The organism is Providencia sp. (assembly GCF_052096715.1).
Taxonomy (GTDB): domain Bacteria; phylum Pseudomonadota; class Gammaproteobacteria; order Enterobacterales; family Enterobacteriaceae; genus Providencia.
The window spans coordinates 96689-114261 of record NZ_JBQDNB010000007.1 but is presented as its reverse complement, the minus strand read 5'-3'; the positions used below and the strand labels follow the sequence as shown (position 1 = coordinate 114261).

Sequence of the window (17573 nt, the reverse complement as noted above, 5' to 3'; positions counted from 1 at the left end):
TTACGGATTGAGTGTGATAAGAGGAACTGCATGGTTAGGATCAGGTAACACTGATATATCGGCTTGATAAATGTCGCTTAGCATGGGTTTTGTTAGGATGTCGCAGGGTAATCCATTTGCCACAATTGTCCCTTTTTCCATGAGTATTATTCTATTGGCAAAACGTGCAGCAAGATTCAAATCATGTAATACACAACAAACATTTAATTCACGGGTCTCAACTAGATGTCGCAATAGTCTAAAAAGATGTTGTTGGTGATGAATATCAAGGGCAGAAGTCGGCTCATCAAGAAATAGCCATTTTGGTGAAGGGACTGGTTCCCAGAGTTGGGCGAGTAAACGCGCAAGCTGAACACGTTGCTGCTCCCCACCTGACAGACTCATATAATCTCGTTGGGCTAAGTCTTCGCAATCACAAAGTGCCATAATATGTTGTGTATCGTCAGCATTGTTTAACGATAGATGACCTGATGATGCATAAGGATGGCACCCCATTCGCACAATTTCATGAACCCGAAATGAAAAAGCCATATGGCTATTTTGCCGCATGACGGCTCGAACACGAGCGAGTGCATCGGGTTTCCATTCTGCGAGTTGTTTTCCTAATAAAGAACAACTCCCTGAATCCGAAGGTAGATAACCCGTTAGCTGACGCAGTAACGTGGATTTCCCCGCACCATTAGGACCAAGGATCGCCACTATTTCATTTCCCGGTAACGTGAGCGAGACATTATTGGTGATTAACCGGCCGCCTGCACGGTAGTTTAAGTTTTTTGCCTCAATCATTATTTTTTCCGTATGCGTAAAATTAACCACAGAAAATAAGGACCACCAATAAGGCTGGTGAGTAAGCCAACAGGCATTTCTGCGGGTTGCACTAATGTTCTTGCGAGAGTATCCGCACCTAATAATAAACAAGCGCCTGCGAGGGTAGAACAAGGCAGTAGCCAGCGATGATCGGCACCGATGGTCATACGCACTAGATGAGGAATCACTAAACCAACAAAGCCAATCACTCCACTCACGGCAACTGAAGCGCCAACAAGTAGTGAGCTTATTAATAATAATTGCTGACGAGTTCGACGGACGTTTACGCCAAGGTAATGCGCTTCCTCATCGCCCAATTGCAGTAAATTAAGAGATTTGCTCAGATAGTTTGCTGCAATAATGGCAGGAAAAATAATTGAGGCACAAACGAGTAATGTTGGCCATTGGGCTTGCCCCAAATTGCCCATCATCCAAAGAGTGAGCTGACGCAATTGTTGTTCATCACCAATATAACTGAGTACGCCAATCGCTGCGCCACATAGTGCATTGATGGCGATACCTGCAAGTAATAATTGCATCACTCCGCCTGATGAATGGCGACGACTGATGAGATAAATAATAGTACAAATGACTAAGCTACCTGCGATGGCATAAATCATTTGTTCATATAGCAGCAAAATAGCAGGAAAAGAAAACGGAAATACGATTGCAATGCCAACCATTAAAGCGGAACCACTACTGACTCCAAGTAGCGCAGGGTCGGCCATTGGGTTTCTAAATAAACCCTGCATGATGACACCAGACGTTGCGAGTGCGCCACCCACTAAAACCGCGAGCAATACGCGGGGCAGTCGAATATTTAACCATATATCAAGATATTGCTCATCTTGTAATGATGAAAAGGTAAGCTTGATAGCGCCTTGTCCTGAAGCAAAAAATGTTAAAATAGCCAAAGCAACAAGAAGGGTTATTAGTACATGTGGTGACGACCGTAAATCGCGCATATTCCATTATCTCAATCAAAATAATGCGGGCACTTTTTAGGGTGACCGCAATGTTTTTAAGCTGGAGTTAACCCCGGCTGGATCAGGCTGTAAATTTGTTGTTTAAGGGATGGTTCTAAATCTAATTGATTAATATGTGCAGCAACATCTTCTCGCATCACAAAGCCGTGCGCTTCCTTGTCTTGTTCGCGTATTGCTTGACCTGTGGCTTTGCCGTTGAGCAGTCCACCTGGACGCAAAATGGCGAAATCAAGTAAACTGGTTTGTAGCCATGATTCAGCTAATGATTTTTCTCGAACGGCTTGACCAAATGCAGCGCGAGCGCGCGGTGACAAATATTGCCATGAATCACCGCATCCTAATGAAGTGACTAAGATCATACGCGATATATTAGCCTGTTGAGCGCAGTCAATTACCGTGCGATGAGCTAAGTAATCTTGTGAGCCTCCCATGGTGGAAATAATGGTGGCGTTTGTTCCTGCTGCTTCACAAGCGGCTGCGACAATTGAAGCATCGCAAGCGTCACCGATAAATACTGTAGCCCCCAGAGCTGTGAGTCTATCTGCGGCTTGTTGATTTCGGACTAGGGCAATAACAGGGCGTTGTTGCGATAAGGCCAGATTGGCTGTCATCGCGCCAATACCTTTTCCTCCAGCCCCATAAATGAGCCATGGGTTCATTGCGTCGCCTCAGTGAGTTGTGTTTTTTCAATAAATCTTTGTGCTAGAGAGCGAAAAGCATTTAGTTGCTCTGGGAGTAATTGGCGATGATCATCACGGCCTAAAAATATTTTGAACATAGCGTTGCCTGATTGGTTAAAAAACAAAATTGAGGCAGTATCCATCCCCATAAACTTACGTTCAACCAGCGCGATATGTGTGCAATTTTCAGCTTTGATATGACCTGTCATGCCCTTTTTACCGCGTAAGTTAAAGTAGCCATGGCGATGGAAACCAGAAGGGAGTTCACCTGAGAACTCTAAAATCACATCATTAGTATGCACTAAGGTCGTGACATTTCCCCATTCTTGTACACTATCCCAAACCAAATCAAAAGACTCACCCTCGGTTAATGCATGGGTCGGAAGGTTTTTAACGACTTCAAATAACGTTGTATCATACTGTTTTGCGATAGCTTCTAACGTACCATCTGGTTCAGTTTTCAAAAAGTCAGACAAAGAAACATTGCTCATTAAAGGCTCCTTTAAATTATTTTCTCAGCAGTAGGTTGCGGTAAATTAAGTTCGGTAATCAGCTCTTGAAGAGACTGTAAAATATTGCTCGCCCAGAAACGCCCTTCATTGGTTAGCCGAAGGCAGCTAGAGGCATCTAAGGTCAGCCCTGCTTGGTACCATTGTTGTAATAACGGGGCGAGTTGTTGTGCATGGGGGGTAAATTTATCAAGAGTGACACGCGCCGTTTCAATTCCGGCCTGCAACTGATGACGCCATTGATATTGTGGGTCTGTCGTTTGCATCATCATCATTAACGGCTTTTTGCCTGCATCAATGGCGTTATAGTAAGCTTCTAAGCTACGTTCCCCCATCCATGAAAAGCCGTCGACTGAGCCGCCAGCGCCTGAGCCAAAAGCCAGACAATCAGCGCCTTGCTTAATCAATAAGTTATACAGATTTCGCTCTCGAGTGGTGCGCGCCCAATGGCTATTGCTGATGCAATGCCAACCTTCTTTATCCATAAAATCACAACCTTGTAGATAGAGGTCGCGACGTTCAGCGGGGGATGGAATGGTTGTTCGGCCATTTTCAACGGCTTTACCCAGTGGTGTATTGGGAATAAGGTTCAATGCGTATAAATCGACACCATCTAGACCGATATCTCGTGCAATTTCCAGATCTTCCCCCCAAAGTTTGGCATCTTGTTCTGGTAAACCAAATAATAAATCGCACACAACGGCGGCATTGTCGCGGCGGCACAATTTTTCCATGAAGATTCTGGCTTCTTCACCTGTTGAGGTGCGCGCCATTTTTTTACGAATTCTACTGTTAAAAGATTGAATTCCAATTGAAAAACGATTGGCTCCAGAATCCAAACATGCGTCGATGCGCTGGTCGTCAAAATTTAAAACACGTCCCTCGATAGTAATTTCGCAGTCAGGAGCAAGGGGTAAGCGACGTCTAAGTGTTGTAATAATGCGAGAAAGATCATGGGCACTCAGCGCTGATGGCGTACCACCACCAAAGTAAACTGCATGAATGGGTGCCGATTGATGTAACTGGCTATCGGCCTCGGCTTCAATTTCACGTAATAGCATATCGGTATAGTGATGGCTTTGGTCTGCGTCATCACGGTTTTGATAAAACCCACAAAAAGTACAGTGGGTGGCACAAAAAGGGATATGTAAATAGACTAATCGCTTACGAGCCGCTGTCGTTGAGGTGATTAATTTTTGCCATGTTTGTTCACGTTTATCGGGACTAATCGGCATCGCGCTGCGCCATGGCATAGTTGCGTGTCGGTCTTTAAAAGGTTGATGACCGTCTAGTGCGTAATGAGGGGCTAAATTGAGTTCAGGTTTCATAATAATTGCTCACTATTGGTCAGTATTAGGCCACATTTGTTGATGTAATTGTTCCACTGCATCGGCAATACGTGGTCCCATGCCTAAGATAAGGGCTTGATCAATGGCGATAATGCGTTTGTTTTTCCATGCCGCTGTTCGAGTGATCCCCGGAATATGGCTAAGTTTCTGGATATCCCCATCAACCATTTGTGTGGTAACAATTATGACGTCAGGATTTGCTGCAATAATTGCTTCGGCACTATAACTTTTGTACTGTTGATGCTTCGCGAGGTTATTTGCTCCTGCTAAGGTTAAAATAGTATCGGCAACGCTACCTTGCCCTGCGACTTGAGGTGCGCTACTTCCTGCGGATAAGATGAATAACACCTCGACAGGCTTAGCCTTGGTTGCGTTTTTTTGTGCGATGGCAGCTAAGCGATCACGCAGGTTATTAACTAGTTTTTTACCGTTATCAGGGCGTTGCAGTGTTTGTGCGAGTGACTCTATATTGTTGTACATCTGTTCAACCGTTGCTGGAATTCGCGGTAATGTCAGAACTTGAAGCTTTTGTGGCTTTAATTGCTCAAAAATAATCTGTGGGCCAGCATCCTGCCAAGTGATAAACAGCGTTGGTTTTAGAGATAAAATGCCTTCTGCGCTCAGTTGTTTCCAATAGCCAATGTGCGGTAAATCTTTTGTTTCAGGGGGCCATGTTGTAGTTTCATCAACCGCAATAACCTGCTCACCAGCACCGAGCGCATAGACTAGTTCGCTAATTGAACCTCCTGCGATAACGATACGTTCTTTAGCTTGAATGAAGAATGAGCAGCTTAATGCTAACAGGCCGATTACGATTTTTTTCATCATTAAAATTTCCATACAAAGCCAGTTGCAGCATTAAAGCCCGCAGCAGGAATGGATTCATGGGCTGTTTGATACTTTTTATTGGTCAAATTATTGAGTGATAAATTGACTTGATATTGGTCTTCTTGACCAAATTCCGCATTGAAAGCCAGATTGAGTGTCGCCCATCCCGCTGAATTTAGTGGTTTATCGCCAGTGTTGTCTTTTGCCTGAGATGCTACACGTACAAAGAGATCAGATGTTAGGTTCATTTGATTGAATAATAAGGTGTTTTTCGCACCGATACGTCCGTTTAAGGTCGGTTCGCCGGTATCCCATGTTTTAATCGTCGCACCATCGTATTGACGGCGAATATAGTTACCGATGACATATGGTCTGATTTCCCAACCTTGATACTCCCCTGATAGCTCAAGGCCATAGGTTTTAGCGCGGTCAACATTGTCATAGTAGTAATAACCGGTGCGAGAGGAATTGCTATTTCCGTTACAAATGGATTGCCCAGCACATGCGACGGAGGCTATATAATCTTTCGCTTCGGAATAATAGACAGCACTGTCGACGTACCATTGGTTGCCTTGGTAGCGGGCGCCAATTTCGTAGTTATTTGAACGTTCAGCCTTTAGGTCTGCATTGCCATAATTGATGCCACCACCCGCTGAGGTTTGCATAAATTGCTGGCTAAGTGTTGGGAATACATAGCCTTGAGCAAAAGCTAGGCGTAACTCTGTGTTTTCAAAACCCGAATAACGCAAGCTACTGGAGGTGATAAATTGATTATCATGAGTTTTGGCTTGGCCTAAATCACGATAGCTATCACCGGTTTTTGAGTGATGGGTATTTTCAGAGCCGCTTTTGAGTTCAGATGTTAGCCAATACTGGCGAGCGCCTAGGCTCCAAGCCCAGTTATCGGCAAAGGTAAATTCATTTTGGGCAAATAACGACCAATTTGATTGCTCGGTACGGTTATGGCTTTGAGTCTCTTTGGTATAGTTAACAGCCGATGGAAAACCCGTTGTACTGTTTGATGTTGTATTACTGTCGGATGTTTGTTTAACGCGATCTCGCTGATATTGTGCGCCCAACACGAGTTCATTGTTGGCGGGAAGCGTTAAGTTAGATTGTAAGATAATTCCTTGGGTATATTGCTTATCGTTGGATTGTGTTTGGTTAGCAACCCGCAAATTACCAATCATTGGACTGCCTGATGGAGTATTTACCGCGACTTTATTAGCAAAATCACGTTCGATAGTTTGCTCGTAGGCATCAAAATGTAAGTTTTTTAGATACTGCCCATCAAGGTTATAATCATAAAACACCCCGATTTTTTCTCGAGTTAGATCAGGGATTTTAACGCTAAAGTGTTCATAAGATGGGTCATTGTGCCAAGTTTGGGTTGATAACTTATATCTGTCTAACGATAAACCGAATTTGTGTTTATCCAAAGTATAACCTAGCCACATACCTTGGCTGTTATTGCGGTAATTAGTGTTATTAAGGCGGCCGTCAGGGGTATCACGATTGCCTTGATCTGAATAGCTGCCATTGAGACGATAATCAAAATTTTCAATGCTTCCCCAAGCCGCCGCGGACTCTTGCCAACCCGCAGTTGCCGAGCTATATACTGCTTTGAGTGTGCCGCCAAAGGGTTTATCTCCCCCTTTTTTGGTAATGAAATTAACTATACCGCCAATTGCTCGTGAGCCATAAAGTACCGAATAAGGGCCTTTGACCACTTCGATTCGTTCTAAAGAAGACTCATCAATTAGTAAACCTGCACCGTAGTCTTGCCCTGCACGCTGATAGGTGACTTCTTGTCCATCAATCAAGATTAATACACGAGAAGAGGCTTCCCCTCGAATACGAATTTGTTTGCGTCCTGCTAATGCAGAATCTGTAATTTCGACACCGGGAATATCCTGTAAATCATCGGCTAAAGCGGGGCTTGTAGAGTTATCGAGTGTTTGTTTATCAATTACTTGGATAGTTGTAGGGCTATTCCATAAACTGGTTTCACCACGATTAGAGGTAACCACAATTGTGTCATTAGCATCACTATTAATTTTTGCTGGTGGTGCCTGTGCGGCAATAACCGCTTGGCTGACAAATAGCGCTAATGTTGAGAGTAACCATTTTCCTCTAATGACCGTTTGCATAACTATCCTTTATGAGAATGATAATTCGTATCATTCCGATTTATAATTAAAGGCTGGTTAATGGTCAATCATTAAAGTTGTAAATCATCTGCATCTTTGATTTGTATCAAGCAAGCTTTTAAAGTGGGCTTTTTTTTCGTGATGAGTGTCACTTATTAAAAATAAGCCTCACTATAGCTATGAAGTGGATGAAAAGTGGTTTTATATACTATTGGGCATCCTTGCCCAAGGGAATTATTTTACTTTTCGGATTAATATCGCACCAAATAATGGGAAAATTGCAAATAAGGCGAACAGCCAAATCGAGGCTTGTTGTGCACCTTCAATTCCACCGGGACTAATTAATCCACTGTTGTTTACAACGACACCGACCAGTGCGGCCGATAACGCAGTGGCATACAGTTGAATGGTAATGACAGATGAAGAAGCCAGATTTTCTTCCCCTTTTGGAGCTGCATTGAATACACGCAGCACAAGATGAGGCCAACAAATACCGATACCAAAACCCACTCCGGTCATCGCAATTAAGTAAATAATGAATAATGGGATTGAATTAACGAGTGCTAAATTTGGCGTTAAAATCGCAAGAATAATTAGCGAAATAAATATGATGACCGGTCCTGCTCGTAGAATACGTAAAACAATATCACCTGTTTTATTGGCGCTAAATAGTGCCCCAATTGTCCAACCGGCTGCCATGACTGCGGTGAGGTAGCCTGCGACAAGCGGTGAAAATTGATGAATAGTTTGTAAGAAATAAGGTACATAAATTTCGGTTGTCATTCCACCTACGAGTAGTGTCATTGTTAGGAATAACACACCGAGAGTACTTTTTAGAGAATAAGATCCTGTCGGAAGTAGACGTTTTCCGTTTTTACCATCAATAAAAATAATGGTGATTAGAATGGCAATACCGATCAATAAACCAACAAGGTTATTGATAAGATTTTCGGACAAACTACCAATAGAAATCGCTAAAACAGAAGCCACTAGCAATGAGATAGCCAGAAATGGAATTTTGTTGTTTTGTTGCTGCTGTGATTTTTTTCCCGGTAATTGACCGAGTACGATAATAGCCAGTAAAACCGCGACTGGTAATAGTGCCCAAAAAGCCCAGCGCCAATGACCACCTTGAGCGAAAATGCCACCAATAGCAGGACCACATAAGGTGGCAATACCCCACATACCGGAAACAACTCCCATTGCTCGCGACCATAAATTAGGTGTGAAAACCACACGGATCAACGCATAACTTAGTGCGAATAGAATACCGCCACCAAATCCTTGAAGTGCTCGTCCACCGAGTAAGGTCAGCATTGAAGGTGATGCTGCACACCAAATTGAGCCAAGTGAAAATAGAATTAATGCGGTTAAATACGCAAACTTAGGTCCTAGGCTATCAAGCACTTTACTCGAAAGTGCCGACCCAACAATCGAGGTAGCAACAAATACGGTGGTATTCCACGCATAATATTCGAGTCCACCAATATCATTGACAACACTGGGTAAGATTGTGGTGACGATGTAAATATTAATTGCATGTAGTGCAACACCACCGGTGAGAGCGATTGTCAGTAACGCATTGGTGCCGCTAAGTAAATCAGCCCATCTAGCTTGTGGTTGGGTAGAAGGATCATTGCTCATAGAAGACCTGCTGGACTATGTGGTTAGAAAAAAGGTAATATCCAAGTATCGACTTGGATATTAGAGTGACATAATGATTAATGCAAGTAATTACTTTGATAATCTAAATCTAACTCAGGCTGTTGATAAGGTACTTTTTTGCATAAAGACAAAAGGACCGATATCAACGGCAGTGATTGCGAAAGATTTAGACATGACGGGTGAGGCGGCAAGACAACACATTCAAAAGCTGACTTCACTGGGTTTGGTTGAGGGCGTCCAATGTGCATCCCAAAGTGGAGCGGGTAGGCCAAGACAAAATTGGGTGTTGACTGAGCAAGGGCACCAACGTTTTCCAGATACACATGCACAATTAGCTCTACAGCTTATTGATTCTGTTCGTACTATTTTTGGTGACGAAGGGCTGGAGAAACTCATTAGCCAACGGGAAGAGGAAAGCCGAACTAAGTATTTAGCGCGTTGTGATAATTTGCCTTTTATTGAGCGACTGAATGCATTAGCGGATGTTCGTAGTGAAGAAGGCTATATGGTCAGAGTTGAAAAAGAAGACGATAGCTGGTTATTTATTGAGAACCATTGCCCGATTTGTGCGGCGGCAACAGCTTGTCAAAATTTTTGCCGTTCAGAATTGGCATTATTTCGTGATGTACTAGGTAATGATGCAACTGTCGAGCGTGAGCAATATTTACTTGATGGCGCAGGGCGCTGTGTTTATCGGGTTAAATTGAAGAATTAATTTTCTGACGTTTTTTCAGTAGCCAGGCGTATAGCACACCAGATAGCGCGCCAGTAATGTGGGATTCTGTCGAAATATATTGATGAACGGGTAATAATCCAGCCGCCATCGCGCCAAAATAAAAAAGCACTAATAAGGCGATGATGATATCGGATAAACGGCGGCGGAAAAAACCTTGGGCGATTAATAATCCCCATAAGCCAAAAATCCAACCACTGGCACCAACGTGTATGGCATCCCGACCGATAAGCCAAACAGCAAGACCACAAGTGATAATGATAAATAATGAGGCTTGGATGTACTCTTTGATAGCACGATGAAGTAGCAATGTACTTAGTATGATTAAAGGGGGGAGATTACTGAGTAAATGCCCCCAACTACCATGAATAAAAGGGGCTAAGGGAATACCTATTAATCCATTAATGGTACGAGGAATAATACCTAAGTGAATTAATCCACCTCCCGTAAGACTATTAACTAACTGAATAACCATGAGTAAACCCACTAATATGATTAGTAACTTAATCCGTGGGTTTAGCCAAAGTTTCATTTTATTGCCCTGAATTAGTTTTGTCCTAAAGTCTGAACACTTTCCACTAAATTTGCCAGTTGTGCCACGACTCGATCGCCAATATCTGCATTATCGCCACCGAGGGCTTTATTACGCAGAAAATCTTTTTTGATTTGCTGCCAACGAGCGGCATCTTTTGCTGTTAACGTTCCCCTTAATTCGGCGAGTTTCAATAAATTCTCTTCCGCGCCTGTTGTGAGCAGTTGCGCTTCACCTAAATAGTGGTCATCTAACAGTCTTTCAAGTTCTTCATCATTCATCACTGAAGAGACTTTTTCGCTCAGTTTATTCATATTACGGTAGCTACCTTGCAAGCGGAATGCAGGCTCAGTACGGTATTTATCAGATTGTGCAGCACTGGCAATATATTGCTGATTCACTTTTAATACAATATTACGCAAGGTTATTAAGTGGCTGATTACCGCAGTTATTTCATTAATTTCCGCATCGGAATAAGGGTAGCTTAGGGTATTTGTTGAGACTGATTTTCCCATTGCTTTATCCACTAAAAGATAAAGGTCGTTTAAATCACGTAGTGCAAGAGGGGCCAGTACAGCGTTGGATGTTAAACTATTTTCGATATAGCTTAGTGCAAACGCTTCATCCATTCCCCCGAGTACTTCACCTAAGTTATAAATATCGGCACGGTTAGCTAGCATATCAGGAATACGGAATACTTCCCCTGATTCGGTATACGGGTTACCCGCCATAACAACACAGAATTTCTTACCACGCATGTCATAGGTCTTAGTTTTGCCTTTCCAGATACCCTCAATTCGTCTTGTTCCATCACATAACGAAATGAATTTTTGTAAGAATTCAGGGTGAGTATGTTGGATATCATCCACATACAGCATGACATTATTCCCCATTTCTAAAGCTAGGTTGAGTTTTTCAAGCTCTTGCCTTGCTGTCGCGTTAGGGGCTTGTTCAGGATCAAGAGATAAAACATCATGGCCAAGTGCTGGGCCATTGATTTTCATAAAAATAAGACCTAAACGGTCGGCAACATATTCCATTAAGGTGGTTTTACCGTAACCTGGCGGGGAGATCATCAGTAATAATCCCATTAAATCAGTACGTTTATTTTCACCAAGCGCACCAATTTGCTTCGCCATATTGTCACCAATAATAGGCAGATAAACATTATTGATAAGTTTGTTACGGACAAATGAGCTTAATGGATGAGCTTTAAATTCATGTAGTTTTAGTCGATCACGTTCTTCGGTTACGATGCGTTGGCGTAGTGCTTGATATTGACGAAATGCAGGAATGAACTGCTTTCTTTGCTTGCGCATACGACCAAAGTAGCTATCTAAACTTAATGAAAGTGTTTGGTTTTCAATGGTCGGGTGTTCACCTAATAATCCACTGACTTTAAAGTAGAGATCAACCTCACTGTAGCGAGCTGATGCGACTTTATCTAAGATAATAATAGCTATTGCCCCCGGTACATAAGGCATGAGATGTGCAAATTCAGGCACAGAGCATAATCCTTGTAGCCAGTTTTGAATCAATGCCCAGCGCTGTGCATATCGTTCGCCAAGGTTTTGCTGTGAACGATTAAAATCTACCCACATATGGGCCGCTTCTAGGCGATTTTGTAATGCTGCCACAAGGTCTCTTGCATACTTACTATAAACCAAGTCAATAGATGGCCTTGCTAAGGCAAAACTTAAGTATTCAGCCGCTTGATTCTGTTCATAGCTTTGGCATTCAATTGGATTATCTTGTAAAAACAAGCTGATATCTGCTTCAATTTCTGCTTGTAGGTCGAGCAAGGCATCATCATTGTGAAATAGCTGTTGAATGTTCATCGCCGTTCTAGCGCGTTCAGGCCATAACGCAGGGTAGGTTGCATTTTGTACTTGATCCCAGAAAATCGCTGCAATTGCGCGTGATTTTGGGTTATAACGTAGCAAATCGGCACTTTCACCAATAGGAATTAATTTTTTTAATATGGCGATGGCATCATGGTCATGAATACCTTTTTCGTAGCCTTCTTTATAACGCGGTGCGGCAAAGTCTCTAACTAATTTGTCTAATTTATCCGGTGCAGATAACGCACTTTTTAACGAATCATAATCAAGGCCGTCTTGGCGTTTTGCCGCGGCATAGATAATAGAATAAGCAAGGTATTCAGCACGATAAACACTATCTGATTCAGATTCTAGGGTTGCAGACCAATAAGGTTGTAGCGCTGCCAGTTCTGTATTTTCGATTGGTTCTTGGTAGTCTGTACCGGTCAAATACAACCAAAGTTGGTTATTTTTAGGCAAGATAGTTAGATCAAGCTCTTGGGTATTTACACTAAAGCGGTGGCGAGGCCCCAATTTAATGATATTACCGCCATTTTCAAAAATATCTGTTTTATCGCGTAAAGTACGAATAGCTTGGTCACGAGATGATTTGAGCCGTGCATCAATATCATCAGCCTTAACGTTATCATTAATTTCCCGTAATTTTTCAATGATTTCACGGGTTTTTAAGGCTAACGGATCGGATGCGAAAAAGGCATTCAGCTCATCTTGAGACTGTAAACGAAGCGTTCTACGTTGTAGGCTTTCTAATAGGCGATCAGCGGCAGTTAATAGATTCTGTGAACGACGTTGGCGCTCATCAATTAATATTTGTTTATGAGACTCAAAGGTTTCGAATAATTCATCTCGCTTTGCCAGTATGTCATCAAGAAATTCATCGTGATTGCTAAATTGGCTTTCAAGCTCTTCTAATTGAACTAATAATCGAGATAACTGATCATCGCAACGTTCCGGTGACGTGGCAAGAGACAGCGCGTTGGTGATCCCTTGGCTAAATAAGCGAAACTGTGCGCCAAATTGTGCCACTGACTCAACGCTACTTTGTGATTTTCGTTTTTGCTGTAAGCGGGCACGAGATTGGTTGAGCTGCGCATAGATCTGCGAAATTGAATCAATGATATGAGTTTGTTGGGTCACATCGTTGAACGAGAGGGAAGCCATTAAGTTAGACAGCATATCCAAATCGGCTGACATTTTTTCCATGTCATTCATTGGCACATCTAACTGGGCACTATTTTGTGCGTTTTCAGTTTGTTCTTCGAAGGTGACTAGTTGAGCTTTAAAAGGCTGTAAAGCTTTATCGCTAGCAAGGAAAACGGCGGTAGCTTGAGAAACTTGTTGCTGAGCATCCGTAATCTCTGTTTCCATTTCACTGAGTTTGGTTAAATCCATATAACGGAATTCACGCAGTGAAATTAAGTGCCCACGCTGTGCACTTAGGGCATTGAGCCCATCGACAAATTGTTGAATATCGATCCAGCTTTCAGGCAGTGTGATGGCAAGTAATGATTTTTGGCGACTAATCGCCTCATTCATTGATTTGGCTGATTGCTGGCGAATACTCTCTACTTTTTCATATTCGTCGAGTACAAGTTCGCTAGTTTGGGTAATTTCTTTGAGTAATTTCCCAATATTTAGGCACTGTTCATCATTAAACCAGTAATAAATATCTAACAGACTTTTAGGTTGCTGACTAAGTTGTTCATAACGGGAAACAGAAACCTGATTACCTTCGATTTCTTTGGCAATATGTAATATTTCAGAAATACCACGAACTAAATCTGCATTACCGATACGACCAAAAAAGCCGCCACGGGGAGGTTGTTTATCCGCAAACTCTTCAGAGTAAAATGGTGTTTGCCAAACCTGCATCGGATGCACTCGCGTTGCTTCGTCACCTTCCCCTTCAAACAAGACCATTTTACCATCTTCTAACATGGCATAGCCGTGACCAATCAATGGGATAGCGAGTTTTCGTTCAATTAAATTATAATTGAAAAGCGCGAGCCGACCATGGTTGGGGGAATAGAAAACATACAGGACGTCCTCACCATTAGGTGAACGGCGCAGACGGCGAAAACGCATCCCATCCATAGGTTGTTCAAAGGTTTTGTATTCGCCGTTTTGTAGATAGTAGCCACCCGGAAAAATAATACCGTGATCTTCAGGTAATTGCACACAGGCTTGGCCGATGGCGTCGATACGTTGAACTGATTCGGTTAGCGTGTTGTAAACCAAGTAACGCCAGCTCTCTTCACGATAAGGTAGGATTTTTAACAGAATCAAACTGCCAGTATGGGCGTATTCTATTTGTGCATCATCGAGAGATTGGTTTTTATCCAGTACTGCTTCGCGATATATGCCTAATCCATCTTCGGTATTATTTTCACACTTGATGGTGAGGTCACCACCAATAGTCTCAACAAATACAGTGTCGAGTATATTGATATGAGGAAAACGACCGTTAACGGTATCCTCTCGAGTGGTTCTGGTCCAATCAAAATCGTAGGCAGGGGGAAGTTCAATATCTCGCTCGCCACGATTATCAATATAGTCGATTTTGTTTTTATCGCTGGAAATTGACCAACGGAAAACACGCACATCGGTGATACGGTCGCCAATTTGGAAACTGGCAAGAAGTTTGCCATCACGTTCTACAAGTTGAAGTAATTGTGTATTTTTATAGTAAGTATAGAGTTCAGTGAAGTCTTGAATAAAGCGGTTGTCATTGAGAAAAGTATCTTCATAAGGCATGGCTTCAACATCAAATTCACCCTCGTTTTCAATTAAACGATAAAGTGAAAAGACATCTTCAAGATGGGTCTCTTTTTTGAGGCCAAGAAAAACATTATAACCAAATAACAGCCATTCACCGACACGAACAATATCTCTTGCTTGGCAATTATTTTCAGTACGAATACGGATGCGGCCAATGATGTCCATTTGGCTTTGACCAAATTCATCTAACCGGCTTTGATTTAATTGCGCGGCTTTTTGATGGAGCTGTTGTCCTTGCTCGGTAAGACGCTTACGTAAGATTTCATAAGCGCCTCCTTCAGCTACAGCACTATCGAGTATTTCTTGTTCGCGGTTAGTATCCTGAATATCTGGCATGGTATAACGAATTTCCTTGGCTTTGAACGAGTCATACCCGTTAGTTGCAAGCTACATGTATTTAGTTATGTAGCTTGGATTGTTTTAGGTATAACTAAACATTAATACAAGGCATTCCCTAACGGGATATGCCTTTAAATATGCATTAATTAGAGTTGATCATCTGCCGGTGGAATTGGTTTTGCTGCCACCGTTTTTGCTAGCTGACCCACACCTTTTGCCGCCATAAATCCGTTGATTAAATCTTGAACCTCTGGATTTTTCAGTAATTCTGCAACGTCAATTTTTTTACCTTCGGTGCTGCGATTGACTAGTTTTTCAAAATTTTCTTTGGCAAAGCTGCTTTTATCCATAAAGCCATCTACCGCTTTTCCTAAGCTAAGTGCTTTAGAGAAGGTATTGAAGAAGCTGCCATCGCCACCCACAATTTCAATATTGGTTTTGGTCAGTGCTGCTGCCAATACATCCGCTTGCTCGCGAGCAATTTCTTTATTAGCTTCAATTGAAGCCATAGATTGTTCAAATTCTTTCTCAAGGCGCATACGGAACTCTTCGTGAGCGCGTGCGGTATCACTGAGGTGATCCATTGATTTGAATTTATCGGTTAAACCATCTGCCTCAGCTTTCAAGCGCTGGCGGATAACTTCGGCTTGCGCTGAACCTAACTGGCCTTCACCGCGTGCTTGTGCTGCAAGTTTCTCTTCTAGTACTTTAGCGTCAGCAAGACCCAATTTTTCTTTCGCATTGGCTTGTTGTTCGTCCCCTCGAGCTTGGGCAATGAGTTTTTCTTCTAAAATTTTCGCTTCCGCAAGACCTTGTTGCTGCTCGGCTTGCGCTTTGGCTTCCATGACTTGCGCTTCGGATAAGCCTTTCTCTTTTAATCCACGCGCTTCGGCAAGCAATTTTTCAGCGGTGATATTGGCTTGAACTAAACCTTCTTTTTCTTCAGCTTCGGCAGTGACTTGGCGAACGCGAGCTTCTGCAAGGCCTATTGCGGCATGTTCAGCTTCAATACCTTCTGCTAAGCGTTTTTTGGCTTCGGCTTGTTTAGCGGAAGCTTCAAGTTCAGCTTGAGCCATGGTGCTGATTTCTTCGGCTCTGTGTTTAGCACTAGCTTCGTCTGCCTCAGCTTTTTTCACTTGGCGAACCATTAACTCTTCTGCTTCAGCTTGGGCATTAATAACAGTGACTTGTCTTAAACGGTCAGCTTCTGAAATTTCACGAACTTCTTTAATACGTTCTTCTTCTTGTGCGACACTTTTTTCAACTACAACGCGCTCACGAATTACACTGGAAATATTTTTACGCTCTTCTTCCAATGCTTTTTCTTTTTCAATGCGTTGTAATTCGACTTCACGCTCACGTGCGACAATTTCAAGATCACGAGCACGAGTGACGCGTTCTTCTTCGATAGCGACAGCACGAGTCCGGTTTTGTTGAGCGACTTCAACCTCACGCATCCGATTTTCTTCACGAATATCAATTTCTTGTTGGGTTTGAATTCTAGCTTGCTCAGATTTTAAACGTTCTTCTTCTTGTACTCGTAACGTTTCTGCGGTTTCACGAGAACGAATATTGTCAATTTCACGTTTTTGACGCGCTTCTGCGTCTGCTTGTTGACGTTCTAATGCCAAGCTAGCTTCACGGGTCTCAACATTTTTCTTTTGAATAGCCAGTTCTTGGTCACGTTCTTTTTGGTTGGTTTCGATGTTATGAATAGCGGTAATTTCAGTAATCTTACGAATACCTTCAGAGTCAAAAATATTGTTTGGATCAAGCGCTGATTTTGGCGTTTGTTCTAAATAATCAATCGCCACATCTTCGAGCGCATAACCGTTTAAATCTTTACCGATGACATCGACAATACGGTCGCGAAAGTCTTGCCTATTTTCAAATAAGGTCGATAAATCAAGTTGTTTACCAACCGTTTTTAATGCCTCAGAGAATTTCGCACTAAATAGCGCGCTAACGGCATTGTGGTCTGATGCACGTTCAACACCAATGGCTTTGGCAACTTTAAGCACATCTTCAGTGGTTTCATTCACGCGCAAATAGAAGGCGACGGTGATATCTGCACGTAAGTTATCATGACAAATCAGGCCATCTTTGCCGCGGCGGTCAACTTCTAAAGTTAAAAGAGAAATGCGCATGAACTCTTTTTTATAGATAACCGGATAAACCAGCGCCCCTGTGAAGTGAACTTTGGGTTGCGATGACATATCGTTAACTATCAGCGCCGTGCCTTGTGGTACTTTAATATAGAAGGCTTTGAATAGACCAAAGAACCCTAAAATAACTAGGATTATCCCTCCAATAATGGTTAAAAAAGGCATTAAAGCAGCCAAATCCATGTTAATTCTCCGTAGGTTCTGACGAGAT

General features: G+C 42.5%; 12 protein-coding genes. 1 reads left to right on the top strand and 11 read right to left on the bottom strand.

The annotated features are described in order from the left end of the window. The 8 genes from ACTH6U_RS08100 to ACTH6U_RS08065 form a co-directional block, all read right to left on the bottom strand. Positions 1-786, bottom strand: a complete 786-nt coding sequence (locus ACTH6U_RS08100) for a heme ABC transporter ATP-binding protein (RefSeq protein WP_441831976.1) — start codon at positions 784-786, stop codon at positions 1-3. Next, positions 786-1772 (bottom strand): FecCD family ABC transporter permease, encoded by a 987-nt coding sequence (locus ACTH6U_RS08095; RefSeq protein WP_441831975.1) that lies wholly within the window; start codon positions 1770-1772, stop codon positions 786-788. The genes ACTH6U_RS08100 and ACTH6U_RS08095 overlap by 1 nt, the downstream gene beginning before the upstream one ends. A 56-nt stretch (positions 1773-1828) precedes the next feature. Continuing rightward, a complete protein-coding gene (locus tag ACTH6U_RS08090; RefSeq protein WP_441831974.1) occupies positions 1829-2452 on the bottom strand; it encodes an SDR family oxidoreductase in 624 nt (207 codons plus the stop codon). Next, positions 2449-2964 carry a heme utilization cystosolic carrier protein HutX gene (gene hutX, locus ACTH6U_RS08085; protein ID WP_434720520.1) on the bottom strand — a complete coding sequence of 172 codons (516 nt, stop codon included), beginning with the start codon at positions 2962-2964 and terminating at the stop codon, positions 2449-2451. Before hutX ends, ACTH6U_RS08090 begins: the two co-directional genes overlap by 4 nt. Positions 2965-2975: 11 nt before the next feature. Next, positions 2976-4310, bottom strand: coding sequence for a heme anaerobic degradation radical SAM methyltransferase ChuW/HutW (gene hutW, locus ACTH6U_RS08080; protein WP_441831973.1), 1335 nt, complete (start codon positions 4308-4310; stop codon positions 2976-2978). A 12-nt stretch (positions 4311-4322) separates the two neighbouring features. Further along, positions 4323-5156, bottom strand: a complete 834-nt coding sequence (locus ACTH6U_RS08075) for a heme/hemin ABC transporter substrate-binding protein (RefSeq protein WP_441831997.1) — start codon at positions 5154-5156, stop codon at positions 4323-4325. 2 nt (positions 5157-5158) lie between these two features. After that, entirely contained in the window at positions 5159-7309 is a 2151-nt protein-coding gene (locus tag ACTH6U_RS08070) for a TonB-dependent receptor plug domain-containing protein (protein ID WP_441831972.1), read from the bottom strand. Between the two features lie 234 nt (positions 7310-7543). Beyond that, entirely contained in the window at positions 7544-8953 is a 1410-nt protein-coding gene (locus tag ACTH6U_RS08065) for an MFS transporter (protein WP_441831971.1), read from the bottom strand. 73 nt (positions 8954-9026) lie between these two features. Between ACTH6U_RS08065 and ACTH6U_RS08060 the strand changes: the two genes are divergently transcribed. After that, positions 9027-9689, top strand: a complete 663-nt coding sequence (locus ACTH6U_RS08060; RefSeq protein ID WP_441831970.1) for a helix-turn-helix transcriptional regulator — start codon at positions 9027-9029, stop codon at positions 9687-9689. Here the strand turns inward: ACTH6U_RS08060 and ACTH6U_RS08055 are convergent. The 3 genes from ACTH6U_RS08055 to ACTH6U_RS08045 all read right to left on the bottom strand — a co-directional run bounded on the left by ACTH6U_RS08055 (position 9673) and on the right by ACTH6U_RS08045 (position 17545). Continuing rightward, a complete protein-coding gene (locus ACTH6U_RS08055; protein WP_294101578.1) occupies positions 9673-10239 on the bottom strand; it encodes a rhomboid family intramembrane serine protease in 567 nt (188 codons plus the stop codon). The two genes, ACTH6U_RS08060 and ACTH6U_RS08055, sit on opposite strands and share 17 nt — an antisense overlap. 14 nt (positions 10240-10253) lie before the next feature. Beyond that, complete coding sequence (locus tag ACTH6U_RS08050) at positions 10254-15194, bottom strand: DNA repair ATPase (protein ID WP_441831969.1); 4941 nt, start codon at positions 15192-15194, stop codon at positions 10254-10256. 149 nt (positions 15195-15343) lie between these two features. After that, positions 15344-17545, bottom strand: a complete 2202-nt coding sequence (locus ACTH6U_RS08045) for a hypothetical protein (protein ID WP_294101572.1) — start codon at positions 17543-17545, stop codon at positions 15344-15346. Positions 17546-17573 lie beyond the last annotated feature (28 nt).

What these genes read in the sequence shown, in the direction of transcription:
- ACTH6U_RS08075 (WP_441831997.1), bottom strand. Translation starts at nt 5,156, where the DNA reads ATGAAAAAAATCGTAATCGGCCTGTTAGCATTAAGCTGCTCATTCTTC.
- hutW (WP_441831973.1), bottom strand. Translation starts at nt 4,310, where the DNA reads ATGAAACCTGAACTCAATTTAGCCCCTCATTACGCACTAGACGGTCAT.
- ACTH6U_RS08055 (WP_294101578.1), bottom strand. Translation starts at nt 10,239, where the DNA reads ATGAAACTTTGGCTAAACCCACGGATTAAGTTACTAATCATATTAGTG.
- ACTH6U_RS08100 (WP_441831976.1), bottom strand. Translation starts at nt 786, where the DNA reads ATGATTGAGGCAAAAAACTTAAACTACCGTGCAGGCGGCCGGTTAATC.
- ACTH6U_RS08095 (WP_441831975.1), bottom strand. Translation starts at nt 1,772, where the DNA reads ATGCGCGATTTACGGTCGTCACCACATGTACTAATAACCCTTCTTGTT.
- ACTH6U_RS08060 (WP_441831970.1), top strand. Translation starts at nt 9,027, where the DNA reads ATGATTAATGCAAGTAATTACTTTGATAATCTAAATCTAACTCAGGCT.
- ACTH6U_RS08090 (WP_441831974.1), bottom strand. Translation starts at nt 2,452, where the DNA reads ATGAACCCATGGCTCATTTATGGGGCTGGAGGAAAAGGTATTGGCGCG.
- ACTH6U_RS08045 (WP_294101572.1), bottom strand. Translation starts at nt 17,545, where the DNA reads ATGGATTTGGCTGCTTTAATGCCTTTTTTAACCATTATTGGAGGGATA.
- ACTH6U_RS08070 (WP_441831972.1), bottom strand. Translation starts at nt 7,309, where the DNA reads ATGCAAACGGTCATTAGAGGAAAATGGTTACTCTCAACATTAGCGCTA.
- ACTH6U_RS08050 (WP_441831969.1), bottom strand. Translation starts at nt 15,194, where the DNA reads ATGCCAGATATTCAGGATACTAACCGCGAACAAGAAATACTCGATAGT.
- hutX (WP_434720520.1), bottom strand. Translation starts at nt 2,964, where the DNA reads ATGAGCAATGTTTCTTTGTCTGACTTTTTGAAAACTGAACCAGATGGT.
- ACTH6U_RS08065 (WP_441831971.1), bottom strand. Translation starts at nt 8,953, where the DNA reads ATGAGCAATGATCCTTCTACCCAACCACAAGCTAGATGGGCTGATTTA.